17 protein-coding genes are annotated in these 17,339 nt (G+C 72.8%); 9 read left to right on the top strand and 8 right to left on the bottom strand.

Translation table 11 applies throughout. The annotated features are described in order from the left end of the window. Positions 1-99: 99 nt before the first annotated feature. On the bottom strand, positions 100-1,368 hold the full coding sequence (locus OIE75_RS05115; RefSeq protein ID WP_329469729.1) for an SWIM zinc finger family protein: 1,269 nt from the start codon (positions 1,366-1,368) through the stop codon (positions 100-102). Next, entirely contained in the window at positions 1,365-4,244 is a 2,880-nt protein-coding gene (locus OIE75_RS05110) for a DEAD/DEAH box helicase (RefSeq protein WP_443078442.1), read from the bottom strand. The genes OIE75_RS05115 and OIE75_RS05110 overlap by 4 nt, the downstream gene beginning before the upstream one ends. Positions 4,245-4,542: 298 nt before the next feature. Here OIE75_RS05110 and OIE75_RS05105 point away from each other — a divergent pair, with 298 nt between their 5' ends. Beyond that, positions 4,543-4,725 carry a hypothetical protein gene (locus tag OIE75_RS05105; RefSeq protein WP_122620855.1) on the top strand — a complete coding sequence of 61 codons (183 nt, stop codon included), beginning with the start codon at positions 4,543-4,545 and terminating at the stop codon, positions 4,723-4,725. Between the two features lie 25 nt (positions 4,726-4,750). Here OIE75_RS05105 and OIE75_RS05100 read toward each other — a convergent pair whose 3' ends face one another. From OIE75_RS05100 to OIE75_RS05090, 3 genes are all read right to left on the bottom strand, one after another. Beyond that, positions 4,751-6,124 (bottom strand): tannase/feruloyl esterase family alpha/beta hydrolase, encoded by a 1,374-nt coding sequence (locus tag OIE75_RS05100; RefSeq protein ID WP_307010033.1) that lies wholly within the window; start codon positions 6,122-6,124, stop codon positions 4,751-4,753. Positions 6,125-6,268: 144 nt separating this feature from the next. After that, positions 6,269-7,183: a hypothetical protein gene (locus OIE75_RS05095; RefSeq protein WP_307010031.1), complete on the bottom strand. Its 915-nt coding sequence runs from the start codon at positions 7,181-7,183 to the stop codon at positions 6,269-6,271. Between the two features lie 141 nt (positions 7,184-7,324). Then, positions 7,325-7,621, bottom strand: a complete 297-nt coding sequence (locus OIE75_RS05090) for a hypothetical protein (protein WP_307010030.1) — start codon at positions 7,619-7,621, stop codon at positions 7,325-7,327. Between the two features lie 88 nt (positions 7,622-7,709). Between OIE75_RS05090 and OIE75_RS05085 the strand changes: the two genes are divergently transcribed. Then, positions 7,710-8,615, top strand: coding sequence for an oxygenase MpaB family protein (locus tag OIE75_RS05085; RefSeq protein ID WP_329469726.1), 906 nt, complete (start codon positions 7,710-7,712; stop codon positions 8,613-8,615). A 72-nt stretch (positions 8,616-8,687) separates the two neighbouring features. On the opposite strand, the gene OIE75_RS05080 is transcribed toward OIE75_RS05085, so the two are convergent. Then, positions 8,688-9,287, bottom strand: a complete 600-nt coding sequence (locus OIE75_RS05080; protein ID WP_307010027.1) for a class I SAM-dependent methyltransferase — start codon at positions 9,285-9,287, stop codon at positions 8,688-8,690. A 152-nt stretch (positions 9,288-9,439) separates the two neighbouring features. Between OIE75_RS05080 and OIE75_RS05075 the strand changes: the two genes are divergently transcribed. From OIE75_RS05075 to OIE75_RS05055, 5 genes are all read left to right on the top strand, one after another. Beyond that, positions 9,440-10,213, top strand: a complete 774-nt coding sequence (locus tag OIE75_RS05075; RefSeq protein WP_307010025.1) for an MHYT domain-containing protein — start codon at positions 9,440-9,442, stop codon at positions 10,211-10,213. Positions 10,214-10,275: 62 nt separating this feature from the next. After that, complete coding sequence (locus tag OIE75_RS05070; protein ID WP_329469724.1) at positions 10,276-12,852, top strand: sensor histidine kinase; 2,577 nt, start codon at positions 10,276-10,278, stop codon at positions 12,850-12,852. Continuing rightward, positions 12,849-13,286 carry a roadblock/LC7 domain-containing protein gene (locus OIE75_RS05065; protein WP_329469723.1) on the top strand — a complete coding sequence of 146 codons (438 nt, stop codon included), beginning with the start codon at positions 12,849-12,851 and terminating at the stop codon, positions 13,284-13,286. Before OIE75_RS05070 ends, OIE75_RS05065 begins: the two co-directional genes overlap by 4 nt. An 18-nt stretch (positions 13,287-13,304) precedes the next feature. Further along, positions 13,305-13,718 carry a DUF742 domain-containing protein gene (locus tag OIE75_RS05060; protein ID WP_329469722.1) on the top strand — a complete coding sequence of 138 codons (414 nt, stop codon included), beginning with the start codon at positions 13,305-13,307 and terminating at the stop codon, positions 13,716-13,718. Between the two features lie 63 nt (positions 13,719-13,781). After that, positions 13,782-14,423, top strand: a complete 642-nt coding sequence (locus tag OIE75_RS05055; protein ID WP_329469721.1) for a GTP-binding protein — start codon at positions 13,782-13,784, stop codon at positions 14,421-14,423. Positions 14,424-14,429: 6 nt separating this feature from the next. On the opposite strand, the gene OIE75_RS05050 is transcribed toward OIE75_RS05055, so the two are convergent. Further along, complete coding sequence (locus OIE75_RS05050) at positions 14,430-14,858, bottom strand: PPOX class F420-dependent oxidoreductase (protein ID WP_329469720.1); 429 nt, start codon at positions 14,856-14,858, stop codon at positions 14,430-14,432. A gap of 108 nt (positions 14,859-14,966) precedes the next feature. On the opposite strand from OIE75_RS05050, the gene OIE75_RS05045 reads away from it, so the two are divergent. Next, entirely contained in the window at positions 14,967-15,380 is a 414-nt protein-coding gene (locus tag OIE75_RS05045; RefSeq protein WP_329469719.1) for a roadblock/LC7 domain-containing protein, read from the top strand. A gap of 137 nt (positions 15,381-15,517) precedes the next feature. Continuing rightward, a complete protein-coding gene (locus OIE75_RS05040; protein ID WP_329469717.1) occupies positions 15,518-16,441 on the top strand; it encodes a DUF6397 family protein in 924 nt (307 codons plus the stop codon). A gap of 22 nt (positions 16,442-16,463) precedes the next feature. Here the strand turns inward: OIE75_RS05040 and OIE75_RS05035 are convergent, their stop codons facing one another. Next, positions 16,464-17,330 (bottom strand): acyl-CoA thioesterase, encoded by an 867-nt coding sequence (locus tag OIE75_RS05035; RefSeq protein WP_307010014.1) that lies wholly within the window; start codon positions 17,328-17,330, stop codon positions 16,464-16,466. Between the last annotated feature and the right edge of the window lie 9 nt (positions 17,331-17,339).

Raw genomic sequence — 17,339 nt, 5'->3', positions numbered from 1 at the left:
GGGCCGTCGCGGGCCGGTCGGCTCCGGCCTCCCTCCGTGTGCCGGAAGGAGGCCGGAGCCCCCGCGCGGGAAGTGCCCTGCCGCGCGGGGGCCGGGACGTCAGGGCTGGTCCACCGTCCCCAGGGAGGCCGAGGCAAGCGCCGTGGCCGGGTCCTGGACCGGCCCGCCCACGGGCACCCAACGGCCGCGCTCCTTGCGGTACGGCCACCAACGGCCGTCGTGGTCGAGGCGGAGCTGCCGCGGTTCCCCGACGACGGTCCACCGGTTGGCCCGCGCCCGCAACGACGGGCGTTCGTCGTCCTCCCAGGCCGACTCCAGCGCGGCACGCGCGCGTGCGAGCGCCTCGCCCTCCGGCGCCCACTCCTCCTCGAGCGCGGACAGGGCGGTCACGCCGCCGAGCCGCCACGCGCCCACGGCAACGGCCAGCGCCTCGAGTGTGCGCCCCGAACCCTCGCCGAGGCGTCGCAGCACATCGGGGCCGGGCTCGCCCGCGGCCAGTCGTACCGCGTCCTGCGACGCCGTCGCCTCCCTGCCCGCGGCCAGCTGCTCGTGCCCGTCGCGCAGGGCTTCGGCGAGCAGGCGGTGCGCTTCCGCGGCCGCCCTGGCGGCCAGGTGGGCCACGGCGGAGGGATCGACGCCGTAAGGGGGTGCCGTCTCGGTGTCCAGGGACGGCGGCACACCGGGGCCGTCCCCGAGTTCGGGCGGCGCGGGCAGCGGAGGCAGCACGTCCCCGGCCGCGTACGCCTCGCCGGCGTCCACGCCCTCCCGGCGGGACGCGGACTCCCGCGCGGGTGCGCTGCCCTGTGCCTGGAGTGCCTCGAGCAGGGTGCCCTCCGCGCGGCCTCGCATCAGCAGCAGGATGAAGGGGTCCTGGTCCAGCAGCCTGGCCACCTGGTAGCAGAGGGCGGCGGTGTGCCCGCAGTGGTCCCAGGCGCCGCAGTCGCACTCCGGCTCCAAGTCACCCATGCCGGGCAGCAGATCGATGCCGGCGGTCGCCGCGTCCTCCACCAGGTGCGGAGGCATGTCCCGGTCCAGCAGCGCCGCGACGTGCCCGGAACGCTCGATCGCCATGTCGACAAAACGATCCCACTGTGCGTCGGACAGCTGCTCCAGCAGGACGTCGGCCCGATGTGCCGTGCGATCGCGGTCCTGGACGACGGCCGTGATGCGTCCCGGCCGCACCGACACGGCGCCGACCGCTCCCGCGCGTGCGAGACGGCGGCCCGACTTCACCTGGGCCGTGTCCATCGCCGCGTCCTCCAGCGCCTTCAGCCAGGCCAGGCCCCACCAGGTCTGGGCGAAGCCCCGTCCGTGCGCCGGTGGCAGCGCGGTGAACGTCTGCTCCGTGTCGTCGTCGTGCCGGGTCATCGGGTACCCCCTCGCAGTTCGACCAGGTCGGCCAGTTGCGCGTCCGTCAGCTCCGTGAACGCCGCCTCGCCGGTGCCCAGTACCGCCTCGGCGAGTTCCCTCTTGCGGTGCAGCAGAGCGGCGATGCGGTCCTCGATCGTTCCCTCGGCGACCAGTCGGTGCACCTGTACGGGGCGGGTCTGGCCGATGCGGTAGGCGCGATCGGTGGCCTGCGCTTCGACCGCCGGATTCCACCAGCGGTCGTAGTGCACGACGTGCTCCGCGCGTGTGAGGTTCAGCCCGGTGCCCGCCGCCTTCAGCGACAGCAGGAAGACCGGCACCTCCCCCTCCTGGAACCGGCGGACCATCGACTCGCGTGCCGTGACGGACGTGCCGCCGTGCAGGAAGAGCGACGCCACGCCACGAGCGGCCAGGTGCCGTTCGAGGAGACGGGCCATCTGCACGTACTGCGTGAAGACCAGCACGCTCGCCTCTTCGGCGAGGATCGTGTCGAGCAGCTCGTCGAGCAGTTCCAGCTTCCCCGAGCGGCCCCCGATCCTCGGCCGGTCCTCCTTGAGGAACTGCGCCGGGTGGTTGCAGATCTGCTTGAGGCTCGTCAGCAGCTTCACGATCATGCCGCGTCGCGCCATGCTGTCGGCTCGGGCGATCTCCGCGAGCGCCTCGCGCACCACCGCCTCGTACAGGCCCGTCTGTTCCGCCGTCAGCGACACGGGACGGTCGGTCTCGGTCTTCGGCGGCAGCTCGGGTGCGATCCCCGGATCCGACTTGCGGCGTCGCAGCAGGAAGGGCCCTACGAGCCGCGCGAGTCGCTCCGCCGCGGCAGGGTCCTCGCCGCTCTCGACGGCCTGGGCGTACTGACGGCGGAAGGTGCCGAGCCGGCCCAGCAGGCCCGGGGTGGCCCAGTCGAGGACGGCCCACAACTCCGAGAGGTTGTTCTCCACCGGAGTACCGGTGAGCGCCACACGCGCGCGTGCGCCGAGGGAGCGCAGTTGGCGCGCGGTCTCCGAGTACGGGTTCTTCACGTGCTGGGCCTCGTCCGCCACGACCATGCCCCACGGCACGGCGGAGAGACGTTCGGTGTCCAGGCGCATGGTCCCGTAGGTGGTCAGCACGAACTCGCCGTCCGTGAGTCCGTTCAGGTCACGTCGGGTGCCGTGGAAGCGGCGAACCGGTGTGCCGGGCGCGAACCGCTCGATCTCCCGCTGCCAGTTGCCCATCAGGGAGGTCGGGCAGACCACCAGGGTGGGCCCGGCGGCGGCCGGGTCGGTCTGCCGGTGCAGGTGCAGGGCGATCAGCGTGATGGTCTTGCCGAGGCCCATGTCGTCGGCGAGGCAGCAGCCGAGGCCCAGTGACGTCATGCGGACCAGCCAGTTGAGCCCTCGCCGCTGGTAGTCGCGCAGTGTGGCGTCGAGCGCGGCGGGCTGCGGGACCGCCTCCTGCGCCTCGGGGTCGGCCAGCCGGTCCCGCAGCGTTGCCAGCCAGCCCGTGGGGCGCACCTCCACGCGGTGTCCGTCGACGTCCGTCGAGCCGGTGAGAACGGCCGCGAGCGCGTCCACCGGTGCGACCTTGTGGTCCTGCCGGGCGCGGGCGCGGTGGACCTCCCCGGGGTCGACCAGCACCCATTGGTCGCGCAGGCGCACGAGGGGCCGGCCTGCCTCGGCGAGCAGGTCCAGCTCCTCGCGCGTGAGGCTCTTGTCGCCCAGGGCGAACGTCCAGTTGAAGGCGAGCAGCGCGTCGGCGGACAGCAGTGAAGGGCCCCCCTCTGCGGCAGCCGCGAGGGGCGCCCGCGCGTCGTCCGGCGGTCCGACCTCCGCGCGTGCGGTCAGATCGCGGGCCAGCTCCTTCGGCCAGTGCACGTCGACCCCCGCGCCCGCGAGTGCCCGGGACCCCGTGCCCAGCAGCTCGGTCACGTCCGCGTCCGCGAGCTCGACGGCGTCCGGCACGGCCGGCGACAGCAGCGGAGTGAGCGCCGGCCAGGCCCGTGCCGCGCGGCGCAGCGCGAGCAGGGCGTCCATACGCGCGCGCGTGCCGAACGCCTCGCCCACGGTGCCGGCCCACACCTCGGCGGCGTCGGCGACGAGCGTGGGGTCGCTGACGCTGTGCACCTGGAGCACCGCCCGGAACGCCGGCTTCTCCTCGGGGGGAGCGTCGGCCGACAGGCCCCGCACCTCGACGCGCAAGGACAGCCGCACACCCGCGTCGTGTCCGGCGGCGACGTCGGCGGCCCACTCGCGCAGCTCGGGCATCCGCCGCGGTTCCCGTGAGGCGTAGGCGGGCCCGGCCGTCACCAGGGCGGCGGCGGGAGAACGGGGCAGTGTGTCCGCCACGGCGTCCAGGAAGGCGCGTACCAGCCGTTCCGGGTCGTGAAGCCGCGGCGGATCGGTGTCGTCGACCGGGACCGCGTGCGCCTCAGGCGGCATGGCGGCGGCGAGATGGCGGACCCGCTCGGTCTCCTCCGCGCCCAGCGGGCCGGCCCGCCAGGCATCGTGGTCGGTCGTGGACAGGCCGGGCAGCAGCAGCCCGCGCGCGACCAGGTGCAGGGCCTCGACGGCGACGGCGCCCCAGAACAGCGACGACCGGTGGGCGTGCGCGGAGGTACGCGCGCGCGTGAGGACCGGCAGGGCCGCCCGCAGCGGCAGCACCACCGCGGAAACGCTCACCCGTCCCACACCGTCGCCGTCGGGCAGGACGACGGTCAGGTCCTCGGCGGTCGGGTTCTCCCGGCCGCCCGGGGTGCTCACGGGTGTGGCGCCGTCGGGTCGCCAGAAGGCCACGGCGCCGGTGCGGCCGGGTTCACCGGGCAGGAAGACAGCGCAGCAGCCGACGAGCGCGGAGGTCTCGGAAGGGGTTTCCGGGAGAGCGATCTGCACGGTGATGATGTATTCCTCAAATTTGACTAGCCAGTATGCGGCGGCCGACTGTACACCACTCCTGAGGTCCCGGGGTGTGGATGATCTGTGGCATGGGTCACTATTCAAGTAGAGAGGTGTTCTCTCCCGGGATGGACGGATGGACGGATGGATGCGCCGACGAGCGGGCGGCTACGCCGACGGGTCCCTCAGGGGTGTCGGGGTCCGGACTCAGGGACGTCTCAGGGGCGCGGTACGGAACCGCCGGGAGCGCGGGCCCGTTTTCAGGACAGAGAGCGGCAGTGGCCGCGAAGGAGGCGACACCATGTCGAAGAACGCCAAGGTCGCAGCAGGTGGTGTGGCGGTCGGGCTCATCCTGCTGATCTGGCTGCCCTGGTGGGCCGCCCTGCTGATAGTTCTGGGAGTCCCGGCCGCCGCTTACCTCACCCTGGACCCTTCCCAGCGGCGCAGGCTGCGCAGGACCACGCGCAGGGAGATAGGGCGTTGACGCGCCGGCGCCGCTGCGTGCCCGGCTAGCGCAAGGGGCAGGAGTCGATCACGTCGCCGTCCGCGGACTCGCCGACCGTGTGGTCCGCGGGCGGCGGCGTGCCCCGCTCCACCCATGCGGTCAGGGCGTCGAAGGCCGAGCGGTAGCAGGGCAGGATCGGCCGCAGCCGGTCGGGATACGTGTCGTACAGCCCGTCGACATGGGTCCCGCCCCGGATCGTGTAGTAGCGGTGCAGCACGCCTCGCCCGCCCGCGTCGATCATGCGTGCGTACACGTCGGAGTCGGCGGCCTTGGGCAGCAGTGCGTCCAGATCGCCGTGCAGCGTGATCAAGGGCTTTCCGATGCGTCCGGTCAGTGCCACTCGGGCCACCGCGCGATGGACGGCGGCAGGCCGTGCGGCGTAGTCATAGGCCGCGTCGGAGGCGCACGGCGAGAGGATCTCCTCCAAGGAGGATCCTGCCGAGCTGCCCGGGCAGCGTGGGTCGTACGACGGATCGAACTCGGCCCGGTAGATCTTCTGCGTCACGCCCCAGTAGGCGTTCTCGTGGTACGGCCACAGAAACTCGGAGCCACGGGCGAACCCGGCGGCGTACAGGTCCTCGTCCCGGGCCGACCCGAGCGTCCGGGCGACCGCGGTCGGCAGCGAAGTGAGCAGGCTGGGTCCGTCCGCCGTCCACAGGGCTCCCTCCCAGTCCACGCCACCGTCGTAGAGCCCGGGGTGGTTCTCCAACTGCCAGCGGGTGAGATAGCCGCCGTTGGAGATGCCGGTGATGTACGTGCGGCGTGGCGCGTGGCCGTAGCGCTGGGCCGCCACCCGCCGGGCGGCCCGGGTCAGCTGGGTGGTGCGCGCGTTCCACTCAGCGACCGCGTCTCCGGGACGGACACCGTCCCGGTAGAAGTCGGTTCCGCTGTTCCCCTTGTCGGTGGCGGCGTACGCGTACCCCTGCGCGAGGACCCGGTCGGAGATCGCCTTGTCCGTGGCGTACTGCTTGCGGTTCCCGGGCGCTCCCGTCACGACCAGGCCACCGTTCCAGTGGTCCGGCAGCCGGATCACGAACTGCGCGTCGTGCCGCCAGCCGTGCGTTGTGTTGAAGCGGGAGGAGTCCGGGAAGTACCCGTCGAACTGGATGCCGGGAACGCCGGACGGCGTCCTGGTGTCGGCCGCCGTCAGTCCGGCCTGGTCGGCCAGGTCGGTGTACCGGGTGCCCGCCAGCCCGGTGGTGGTCAGATCGTCCAGGCAGGCGCCGCGTTGCAGGGCCGCGCCCGGCACCCGCACGCGCTCCAGCCGGGCACAGTGTCCGCCCGTCTCCGCCGCGGCGGTGGCAGCGGGAGCCGGCCCGGTGAGCGTGACGGCCGTCAGGACGGCGGCGAGGAACGGGACACCACGGGACAGACGCATCAGGGCCTCCGGACGCGACGGGGGAGTGAGGTCGAGGGCTGCCCCATGGTGCGGGCCCGCCACGACCCCTTCCATGGGCTGGAGCCACATGGAGAGGAGGCCGGTCATGGAGGTTGAAGACAGTCGGGACCTCTGCGCCCCTGGTCAGATCGGACGGACGGCCATCTTGTCGAGGGCCTCCAGGAGGCCGGGCAGCGACGGCCCCCGGCCCACCGGCAGGACCTCACCGGGTTCCTCGTCGAGCAGGATGAAGGCGATGTCGTCGGTCCGGGCGACGAGCGACCAGCCGGGGCCGTCGGCCCGCAGCGTCCGCGCGTCGCCCGGCGCGAACGACGACCGGACCCGGCCGAGCGGCGGGGGAGTGTCGACGTAGGAGCGGGCCTCCGCGAGCACCCGCCGGACCCCGCCGTGCCCCGAGGACGCCGCGTCGCCCTCGCCGTCCGCGACGCCGGTCGAGACTGCCGCTTCGTCGCGCGGGCCCTCTCCGGTACTCGCGTCGGCCTCCACGTCGCCGGAAGGCGTGTCGGACGAGGCACCGGCACCACCCGCCGCCGGGAACTCCGCGTCGTCGATCTGCTCCCGCCACTGCGCCCACTGCAGGGCGATCTCGTCGGCCCCCAGACGCCGCTGGGCGGGCCCCCACACCGTGGTGTCCGGCGGACACAGCGCGGGCTGGTCGGCGGACTCGGGCCCGGGGTCGTGCGGCGCGGGTACACCGGGTGCCGCCACGGCGACCGCCAGGGGCCAGCCGGGCAGCGCCGCGACGACCGTGCGCTCGTCCGGCGACAGGTCGTACTCCATGCCGCAGTCCCAGGAGGCCACGGCCACGGCCACCAGCGACACGTCGTCGACGACGACGGTCCACCGGGCACCGTCACCGTCCTGGCCGAGCACCAGTCCGTAGCCGTCGGCCAGTGGCGGGAGACCGAGCGCGGCGCACGCCTCCGGGTAGTCGTCGCCCAGCACACTCGGAAACTTCGCCGGCGTCAGCAGCACCGCCGTGAGCACATAGAGCGCGTCGTCCGCGGCGGCGACGGCGTCCTCATCCGTCCCGGCCATCCCAGCCTCCCCATCGGTTCGTCCAATGGCGCGCACCCTAGTGCGCCCGGGAATGCCTTGTCACGACTCCCAGACGCACCCGAGCTGCAGTTTTCCGGCTGGACGGGGGCGAATCGACCACGCGCCGCGGGGATCCGACGGTCAGGTCGCGGGCAGCCCCAGGAGTGCGCGGGCGACGTCCCGCGGCGACTGGTCGCGCTCCCGCGCGAGCGCGACCACGGCGCGGCACGCCAACTCGTTCACCCCGAACGACAGGGCCTCCGGCGACACCCATCCCGCCGCCTCGTCGATCCGGTCCTGATCGTCGTCCGCGCACGCGGCGACGTACGCGGCCGCGGCCTCGAACAGATTGTGCGACCTCGGTTCCCCTCCCGCCTTGCCCTCCGTGCGCCGGGCGGCGCGAGATCTGTCCCAAGCCTCGAGGATCCTGCTGAACAAGCGGACCACCCTCCCCTGCCGATCACCATGGCCGATCGTGCATCTCCTGCTACACAACGTAGAGTTGAAGCCTCGGCGGCAGAAGGGTATGGCCACGGTGAAGCGCTTCCAACGGCTGGCGGAGATCCGGCGTATGGACCCCCACGAGGACGCCGCCGAGATCTACCGGCTGTCCTCGGCCTACGAGTTCCCCTGGGACTTCAGCCGTGCCTTGGAGCTGGCCCTCTTCCGCACCTACGCCGTGCCGAGCATCGGCCGGCTGCTGGCCGAGACGGCGGAGTTCACCGACCGGGCGCAGAAGCGGTACGACGACACGGCACTGCTGCTCGACGCCGTCGTCGAGCACGGTTTCGGCAGCGAGCAGGGCCGCACCGCCATCCGTCGCATCAACCGGATGCACCGCAGCTACGACATCGCCAACGACGACATGCGGTATGTCCTGTGCACGTTCGTCGTGATCCCGAAACGCTGGATCGACGCCTACGCATGGCGCAGGATGTCGCGGCACGAGACCGTCGCCTCCGCCGTCCACTACCGCACGCTGGGACGGCACATGGGGATCCAGGACATCCCCGGGTCCTACGAGGAGTTCGAAGACTGCCTCGACGCCTACGAGGCAGCCCACTTCGCCTGGGACGAGCGCGCCCAAAGGGTCTCCGACGCCACCCTCGACCTCATGGCCTCCTGGTACCCGCGTCCCCTCGCGCCCCTCCTGCGCGCCGGGACACTCTCCCTGCTCGACGAGTCCCTGCTGCGCGCCTTCCGGTACACCCCGCCGAGCCCCACCACGCGTGCGATCGTGCGCCGCGCGGTGCGGCTGCGCGGGCGCGCCGTCCGGCTGATGCCCCCGAGGCGCGCCCCGCACCACGCCCGGCAGAACAGGGAGATCAAGGGCTACCCGAAGGGCTACCGGCTGACCGAGCTGGGCACCCGCCCGGTCCCCGGCGTGCGGGGCTGCCCGGTCCGCCACATCGACACGTCGTCAGCCGAGTGAGCCGATCGTCTGGCGCAGCGAGCCGAGGCCGGGCCGGGAGGCTCCGGAAGCCGCGGGCGTGCGCGGTCTCCGTCAGCTCTCGCGCACGGCCAGGGCCAGGAAGCGGTCGTCCTCGTCGACGTACGACGTCATGCGCCACCCCGAACCGGCCAGCAGCGGTTGCAGGTTGGCCTGCGCGCGCAGGTCGTCCGGTGTGATCCGCCGCCCCTGCCGTGCCGCGAGCGCCGCCCGGCCGATCGGATGGAAGAGGGCCAGCACACCGCCGGGCCGCACGACGCGCGCCAGTTCCCGCAGGTTCCCGCCGGGCTCGGGGAGGTGCGCGATGAGGCCCGCCGCGAACACGGCGTCGAGCGACCGCGCGCGCAACGGCAGCGCGGCGACATCGGTCAGCAGCAACCGTCCGTCACGGCCCCTCCCGGCCCGTACGGCGGCCTGGAGCATGGCCGGTGTCAGATCGGCCCCGAGAACCAGCCCCGACGGCCCCACGGCCGCCCGCAGCGGCGGCAGGGCACGTCCGGTGCCGCAACCCGCGTCGAGCACCCGGTCCCCGTCCCGCAACCCCAGCTCGGCCACCGCGGCCGAGTAGGCGGGCCCGTCGTCGGGGAAGCGGCTGTCCCAGTCGGCCGCGCGGGCGCCGAAGAACTCCTGGACGTGCGTGTGGTTGTCGCTCATGGTCCGCATGATTCCCCAAACGCGCGGGGGACGCCGAGGTGCACACGTTCGAGCGTGACGCGATCGTTCCAGCGCTTCTCTGTGTCAGATAGCAACACCTTTCGAAATGCGCCCCCGTTGTGCGCCCTGCCCGGTACTAGCGTCCCGGTGTCATGGGACACCTGGACCACGCCGCCCTCGGCTGGCTGACCCCGGTGCTGTCGTACGCGATGGCCTGCACCGGCGCGGCCCTCGGACTGCGCTGCACCGTGCGCGCCCTCGCCACCACCGGGCGCTCGCGCCGCAACTGGCTGCTGACCGCGGCCTCGGCCATCGGCACGGGCATCTGGACGATGCACTTCGTCGCCATGCTCGGCTTCCGGGTCAGCGGCACCGACATCCGCTACGACGTGCCGCTCACGCTTGCCAGCCTGCTCGTCGCGATGCTCGTCGTCTGCGCCGGCGTCTTCGCGGTCGGTTACGGCCGCGACCGCGCGCGGGCGCTCCTGCTCGGCGGACTCACCACGGGGATCGGCGTCGCGAGCATGCACTATCTGGGCATGGCGGCCGTGCGCCTGCACGGAGCCGTGAGCTACGACACGGTACGCGTCGCACTCTCCGTCCTCATCGCCGTCGCCGCGGCCACCGCGGCACTGTGGGCCGCGCTCAACATCAGGTCGCCCCTCGCGGTCACCGTCGCCTCACTGATCATGGGAGCGGCGGTGAGCAGCATGCACTACACAGGCATGTTCGCGGTGAGCGTGCGGGTCACACCCTCCGGCGAGACGCTCCCCGGGGCCACGGCGATGCAGTTCATCTTCCCCCTCGCCGTCGGCCTCGGGTCCTACCTCTTTCTGACCTCGGCCTTCGTCGCACTGTCACCGACGGCGGGGGAACGCGACGCGTCCGCCGCGGCCCGCCGCCCCGTCGGCAGCACCGCCCGGTGACGGCGGACCCGCGCCAACGGCCCGGCGACCACGCCCCGACCCCCGTCCCAAGCGAGGAGGCCATGCGTACACCCCGTACGACCCCCGCAAACGGCGCCGACACGCCGTCCCGGCGACCCGCGCGCGGACGTCGCGCGCACGCCGGACCACCTGCCGACGAGGGCCAGGCCGAGCCCACGGGCGAGGCACCCGAATCGGCCGCCACGCGTGCGTGGCGCGGGCGCGTCCAGCCCCGCACCGTGCGCGCCAGGATCGTCTGCCTGCTGATGGTGCCCGTCGTCTCCCTGCTGGCCCTGTGGGCGTACGCCACCGTCACCACCGCCCAGGACATCTCCCGGCTGCGGCAGGTGCAGCGCGTGGACGCCGGCGTCCGGGCCCCCGTCGGCGCGGCCGTGGCCGCCCTGCAGACCGAGCGTCTCGCGGCCGTGCGCCATGCCACCGACCCGTCGGCGGTGCCGGACGCCGACTACCGGGAACTGTCCGAGCGCACCGACCGCGCCGTGGCGAAGCTGCGGCTCGGCGACCGCCACACGGTCGCCGACGGCGAGGAACTGCCCGCCGGAGTGGCACGGCGGCTCGACGCGTTCGTGACCGGCGCCGAACGGCTGGGACCGCTGCGCACCGCCGTCCTGGACCGCCGCGCCGACTGGGAGAACACCTACCGCCGGTACACGACGGCCATCTCGGCCGCCTTCCGGGTGGGCGGCGCGCTGAGCGGAATCCAGGACGCGGATCTGGGCTCCGACGCGCGCGTGCTGGTCGAGTTCGCCCGCGCGGGCGAGGCCCTGGCCCAGGAGAACACCCTGCTCGCCGCCGCCCGCCTCGCCGGCCGCCTCGACGGCGAGCGGCTGACGCTGTTCACCGGCGCCGTCGAGACGCGACGGAGCCTCACCGAGTCCGCCGTCACCGACCTGCGCGGCTCCGAACGCGCGGCCTGGCAGGACCTCGCCCGCGACGCCGCCTACACGACCGTGGGAAAGGCCGAGGACGGCCTGCTGGACCCCTCGGTACAGGACCGCCCGGTCGAGGCGGCGGCACCCCTCGCCGCCTGGGACGGGGCCCACGCGCGCGTGCGGGACGGCATGCGGACGATCGAGCGGGACGCCGCGCGCGGAGTGGCCGACCGGGCCGATCCGTTCACCCGCGGTGCGCTCACCCCGGCCGGGGCCGCGGTCCTCCTCGGACTTCTCGCCGTCATCGCCTCGCTCGCCATCTCCGTCCGCATCGGCCGTGGCCTGGTGGTCGAGCTGGTGAGTCTGCGCAACAGCGCCCTGGAGATCGCCCGGCACAAGCTCCCGGAAGCCATGCGCAGACTGCGTGCGGGGGAGGAGATCGACGTCCGGTCCGAGGCGCCACCCGAACCTGCTGCCGAGGACGAGGCCGGTCAGGTCGCCGAAGCCCTGGGCACCGTGCACCGGGCGGCGCTGCGGGCCGCGGTGGAACGTGCCGAACTCGCCAGCGGCATCTCCGGCGTCTTCGTGAACCTCGCCCGCCGCAGCCAGGTCCTGGTCCACCGGCAACTGAGCCTCCTGGACAGCATGGAACGCCGCTCCGACGACCCGAACGAACTGAGCGACCTCTTCCGCCTCGACCACCTCACCACCCGCATGCGGCGCCACGCCGAGAGCCTGATCATCCTCTCCGGCGCGGCGCCCGGACGGGCCTGGCGCATGCCGGTCTCACTCACCGACGTGGTCCGTGCGGCGGTCTCCGAAGTGGAGGACTACGCGCGGGTGGAGGTAAGACAGCTCCCCGAGGCGTCCGTCGTCGGCGCGGCCGTCGCCGACCTCACGCACCTCTTGGCCGAGATCATCGAGAACGCCGCGCAGTTCTCCCCACCCCACACGCGCGTGCGTGTCACCGGAGAGCCCGTCGGCAACGGCTACGCGATCGAGGTCGAGGACCGCGGCCTCGGCATGGGCAAGGACAGTCTCGCCGAGGCCAACCACCGCATCACCCGCTCCGAGGCACTCGACCTGTTCGACAGCGACCGGCTCGGCCTGTTCGTCGTCAGCCGCCTGGCCGCCCGGCAGGACATCAAGGTCCACCTCAAGACCTCTCCCTACGGCGGTACCACCGCCGTCGTCCTGCTGCCCACCTCGCTCCTGCACAGCGGAACCGCGGAACGCTCCCCAGGGGCGGCACACGAGGCGGCTCCACCACCGGAGCGCCTGTACGCGCGCGTGCCGCACGCCGCCGCGCACCGGGAGACCGTGCCCGCACCGACCGGCCGCCCGGCACTGGCGTCCGCCGCACCAGCGACTGTGGAGACGACGGCGCCGGACCGGCCCCCAGGAGCCCCCGCCTTGCGACTGCACCGGTCCCCCGACGTCCCGGACGACCCCGCCGACTCCACCGACGGCGACGGAGACGGCACACCGGGCCCGGCCGAGGAGTCCGACAACCTGCCCCGGCGGGTACGCCAGGCCAGCCTCGCACCCCAACTGCGGGACGGGCGCCCCGCGGAACCCGCTCGGCCGCCCCAGGCGCGCGGCGACGAAGAGCGCACGCCCGAAGTGGTGCGGGACCGCATGACCGCCTACCGCGACGGCTGGACGCGCGGCGGTGGACGCCGGCCCGGCCACGCGGAGCAGTCGGCCCCGCAGGCCGGCCACAGCAGCGAAGGAGACCTCGCATGATCCACGACCCCGGCACGGGGACCGCCCGGCGGACCCGCGAAGTCGACTGGCTGCTGGACGACCTCGTCGGCTGCGTACACGAGGTACGGCATGCCGTCGTGCTGTCGAACGACGGGCTCGCCGTGGGCGCGTCGGCCGGCCTCGGGCGGGAGGACGCCGAACACCTGGCCGCGGTCGCCTCCGGTTTCCACAGCCTGGCCAAGGGCGCGGGCCGGCACTCCGGCGCCGGGGGCGTGCGCCAGACGATGGTCGAGATGGACGACGGCTTCCTGTTCGTGGCCGCCGCGGGCGACGGCTCCTGCCTGGCCGTCCTCACCGCCGTGAGCGCCGACATCGGCCTCGTGGCCTACGAGATGGCGCGGCTGGTCAGACGCGTCGGCGAGCACCTCCACACCGCGCCGCGCGCCGCCGCACGGCCACCCTTCGGCGGATGACCCGGAAGGGCCGTACGGATGACCGACCAGAGCACGGACGGCGGCCGGGAACGGCCGGGCAGCCAGTGGTACGACAACGAGGCGGGGCCCCTGGTCCGCCCCTACGCGATGACCGGCGGGCGCACCCGGCCCGGACCCACGGGCGTGCGGTTCGACCTCATCGCCCTCGTGACGCGGGTCCCTGGCGCGCCGGGCAGCGACGTCACCGTGCTCGGACCGGAACACCGAACGCTGATCGAGCTGTGCCGCACCGAGACCCAGTCGGTCGCCGAACTCGCGGCTGACGCCGATCTCCCGGTGGGAGTCGTCAGGGTGCTCCTGGGAGACCTGGTGGAACTGGGCTGCGTGACCGTCAGCCGTCCTGTGCCGCCCGCCCAGTTGCCCGACGAGCGGATTCTGCGCGAAGTGATCGACGGACTGCGCGCACTGTAGAGAAGGCCGAAGACCATGACCGGCACGCACGCGTACGACCACCCGGACCGAGAGAAGTGATCAATGGTCTCCGAACACGCCGAACACGCCGAACAGGCCGGACACACCGCACACTCCGATGCCACGGAGGGCGAGTCGGCCGCGCTGGCGCTGAAGATCCTCGTCGCCGGAGGGTTCGGCGTGGGCAAGACCACCCTGGTGGGCGCGGTCAGCGAGATCAGGCCGCTGCGCACGGAGGAACTGCTCAGCGAGGCCGGTCGGTTGGTGGACGACACCGGCGGCATCGACCGCAAGGTCACCACCACCGTCGCGATGGACTTCGGGCGGATCACCATCCGCTCCGGCCTCTCTCTCTACCTCTTCGGCACACCGGGGCAGGACCGCTTCTGGTTCCTCTGGGACGAGTTGTCGCAGGGCGCGCTCGGGGCCGTCGTCCTCGCGGACACCCGGAGGCTGGCGGACTGCTTCCCGGCGGTCGACTACTTCGAGCATCGGCACATCCCGTTCGTGGTGGCCGTGAACTGCTTCACCGGAGCACGCCGACACGAGGCCCAGGACGTGCTGCGCGCCCTCGACCTGGACTCCGGAACACCTGTGGTGCTGTGCGACGCCCGGGACCGCGACTCGGGCAAGGAGGTCCTGATCCGGCTCGTCGAGTACGCCGGGCGGATGTACACCGCCCGGCTGCTCGACTCCGTGCTCTGACGTGCCTCAGTCCGCGACGGACTTCTGGGCGAGGACCTTTTCCACGGCGACACGGACGAGGAGTTCGCCCGGGACGCCGTTGCGCGCCCCGAACTCCTCGGCGCGTTCCTCACCCATGTACCGTGCCCCGATGCGCCCGGCCCAGTGCCGGAGTTCGTCGAGATCCTCCGAGAGCCGGGCACGTCCCTGCAGCACCACGAAGTGGAACGGCGGCCGGTCGTCGTCCACGCACAGGGCGATCCGGCCGTCGCGGGCCAGATTGCGCCCCTTCACCGTGTCCTTGCCGGTGTTGAACACGATGTCGTCCCCGTCCAGCAGGAACCAGATCGGCGCCACGTGCGGACTGCCGTCCGCCCGGACGGTCGAGAGCTTTCCGGTGCGGGTGCCGTCCGAGACGAACGCCCGCCATTCCTCATCGGTCATCTTCTGTGCCATGCACCCCATCCTCCTTGCCCGGAGCACGGGCGTGGGGAAGGCTGGCGGACAGATCCCCCGGCCAGGGGGAGGCAAGGCATACGGGGACGACACGGGGAGTTCGGATCAATGGTGCAGAACCAGGGACTCGGCTGGCTGCTGGACGACCTGACCGCGCGCGTCGAGCACGTCCGGCACGCGCTGGTCCTGTCCAACGACGGCCTGGTGACCGGAGCCAGTACGGGACTGCGACGCGAGGACGCCGAACACCTCGCGGCCATCTCGTCCGGGCTGCACAGCCTGGCCAAGGGCTCGGGCCGGCACTTCGGTGCCGGCCAGGTGCGGCAGACGATGGTCGAGTTCGACGACGCCGTGCTGTTCGTGACGGCGGCGGGCTCGGGCAGCTGCCTGTGCGTGCTCAGCGGGGCCGAGGTCGACATCGGGCAGATCGCGTACGAGATGACGTTGCTCGTGAACCGGGTCGGCGAGCACCTCGACGTCGACGCACGGCAGCCGGGACGAATATCGCCCACAGACCTCTGACCTGCACATTCAGCCGTCGTGGGATGGGCGGCGGAGTTTTCCACAGGCCGGACGCGGATGCCGTCGCAGCGGCTACGGTTTTTCGTGTCAGGCGGGCACGCACGGTGCCGGCCGCACACTCCACGGGGGAGACGAGCATGTCCGGCAACACCGTCACGCGCGAATTCTCAGCGGCCACCGAGCAGACCGGCAGTACCCGGGACGCCCCTCTCGCGCCGGGGCGCGCAGCACGAGTACTGGGCCTCAAACGCAGCGAGTTCGACCTCGCCGTCCATCTCGGCCGCATCCGCACCGTGCCCGACGGTGCAGGAGGTGGGGGGCGCGTCGCCCGCGACGAGATCCAGCGGATCCGGGCGGCGGACGGTTTCCCCGAGACACTGAGGGCGGGCGTCCGGACCGTGGGGACCACGGAGGGCGCGGCCCTCATGGTCGTGACCAAGGTCCGGTTCACCCGCCTCGCACGGCTGGGGCTGCTGGTCCCTGTCAAGTTCTACGTCAACCGGTATCGAGCCGTTGTCTGGCTGTACCTCGCCGACGAACTGCGGCAGTTCGCCGCCGACGAGCGCAACGCCTCACTGCTCAAGGGCCGCACGCCCGAGGGACTGCGGGGCCAGCTGGGGGAGGGGCTGGACCTGCGCCCCCGCAACTGGAGGGGGCGGCACCTGGGATTCCTGCTGCGCCAGGCCGACGACCCCTGGGCCCGCGCGGCGGCCGTGGCGTCGCTGCTCGACGCGGTCGAGGTCGCCGAGGTCGTCAGGGATCCCTACGAGCGTTCGTACCTGCGCCGGTTCCACCCCTTGCGGCCGGCCCACGGCTCGCCCGGTTCCGCCGCCGCACAGCTCGCCGAGGAGATCATGACGGCGGCGGACCCGGACGAGATCGACTGGTTGCGCGCGGACCTGGCGGACGCGGTGGCAGCCGCCCGCGAGCAGCGCCCCGCGCCCGGACCGGCCCTTCGCGCCGCTCCTGTCCCGCCGGGACCGGAGTCCACGCCTGACGACGCCGAGGAGCCAAGGAGGCCTCGCGGTCTCCTGGGCAGGCTGTGGCGCAGAGACGCCTGACCCCAGGGGCGGCCACGATGACCTAAAGGGCCCGGAAGAGCCCCTCCTGGACGACGGACACCAGCATGCGTCCCTCGGTGTCGTAGATCCGCCCGCGCGCCAGGCCCCGTCCGCCGGTCGCGATCGGCGACTCCTGGTCGTACAGGAACCACTCGTCCGCGCGGAACGGCCGGTGGAACCACATGGCGTGGTCCAGCGACGCCATGTCGAAGCCCCTGGGACCCCACAGCGGTTCCACCGGGATGCGTACGGCGTCCAACAGGGTCATGTCGCTGGCGTAGGTCAGTGCGCAGGTGTGCACGAGCGGGTCGTCGCCGAGCGGCCCGACCGCCCGCATCCACACCGCGCTGCGCGGCTCGGCGCCCTTGACCTCGTCGGCGCTCCAGCGCAGCCGGTCGACGTAGCGGATGTCGAAGGGCTGACGACGGGCCATCCGCTCCAACTGCTCGGGCAGCTCGCCCAGGTGCTCCCGCACCTCGTCGGCCACCGTCGGCAGCGACTCCGGGTGCGGGACCTCGCGGGCCGGCGGCAGCTGGTGCTCGAAACTCCCCTGTTCAGGCTTGTGAAAGGAGGCGGTGAGCGTGAAGATCGTGCGGCCCTGCTGTACGGCGGTGACCCGCCGGGTCGTGAAGGACCGTCCGTCCCTGTCCCGTTCGACCTGGTACACGATCGGCACGCCCGGACGTCCGGGACGCAGGAAGTACGCGTGCAGCGAGTGCACCGGGCGGTCGCCGTCGGTGGTACGGCCGGCGGCGACCAGCGCCTGGCCGGCCACCTGCCCGCCGAAGACCCGTTGCAGTGATTCCTCGGGGCTGCGGCCACGGAAGATGTTGACCTCGATCTGCTCCAGGTCGAGCAGGGCGACGAGGCTCTCGGCCGGATTCGTCATGGGTGGGGT

It is taken from the genome of Streptomyces sp. NBC_01723, from assembly GCF_036246005.1.
GTDB lineage: Bacteria > Actinomycetota > Actinomycetes > Streptomycetales > Streptomycetaceae > Streptomyces.
The sequence above is the reverse complement of the archived record's forward strand: the minus strand, read 5'-3'. Positions and strand labels throughout refer to the sequence as shown.

Coding starts and splice junctions, on each gene's coding strand:
- OIE75_RS05050 (WP_329469720.1), bottom strand. CDS start 14,858: ATGGCACAGAAGATGACCGATGAGGAATGGCGGGCGTTCGTCTCGGAC.
- OIE75_RS05100 (WP_307010033.1), bottom strand. CDS start 6,124: ATGCGTCTGTCCCGTGGTGTCCCGTTCCTCGCCGCCGTCCTGACGGCC.
- OIE75_RS05060 (WP_329469722.1), top strand. CDS start 13,305: ATGACCGACCAGAGCACGGACGGCGGCCGGGAACGGCCGGGCAGCCAG.
- OIE75_RS05055 (WP_329469721.1), top strand. CDS start 13,782: ATGGTCTCCGAACACGCCGAACACGCCGAACAGGCCGGACACACCGCA.
- OIE75_RS05085 (WP_329469726.1), top strand. CDS start 7,710: ATGGCCACGGTGAAGCGCTTCCAACGGCTGGCGGAGATCCGGCGTATG.
- OIE75_RS05070 (WP_329469724.1), top strand. CDS start 10,276: ATGCGTACACCCCGTACGACCCCCGCAAACGGCGCCGACACGCCGTCC.
- OIE75_RS05065 (WP_329469723.1), top strand. CDS start 12,849: ATGATCCACGACCCCGGCACGGGGACCGCCCGGCGGACCCGCGAAGTC.
- OIE75_RS05095 (WP_307010031.1), bottom strand. CDS start 7,183: ATGGCCGGGACGGATGAGGACGCCGTCGCCGCCGCGGACGACGCGCTC.
- OIE75_RS05035 (WP_307010014.1), bottom strand. CDS start 17,330: ATGACGAATCCGGCCGAGAGCCTCGTCGCCCTGCTCGACCTGGAGCAG.
- OIE75_RS05105 (WP_122620855.1), top strand. CDS start 4,543: ATGTCGAAGAACGCCAAGGTCGCAGCAGGTGGTGTGGCGGTCGGGCTC.
- OIE75_RS05115 (WP_329469729.1), bottom strand. CDS start 1,368: ATGACCCGGCACGACGACGACACGGAGCAGACGTTCACCGCGCTGCCA.
- OIE75_RS05040 (WP_329469717.1), top strand. CDS start 15,518: ATGTCCGGCAACACCGTCACGCGCGAATTCTCAGCGGCCACCGAGCAG.
- OIE75_RS05075 (WP_307010025.1), top strand. CDS start 9,440: ATGGGACACCTGGACCACGCCGCCCTCGGCTGGCTGACCCCGGTGCTG.
- OIE75_RS05045 (WP_329469719.1), top strand. CDS start 14,967: ATGGTGCAGAACCAGGGACTCGGCTGGCTGCTGGACGACCTGACCGCG.
- OIE75_RS05080 (WP_307010027.1), bottom strand. CDS start 9,287: ATGAGCGACAACCACACGCACGTCCAGGAGTTCTTCGGCGCCCGCGCG.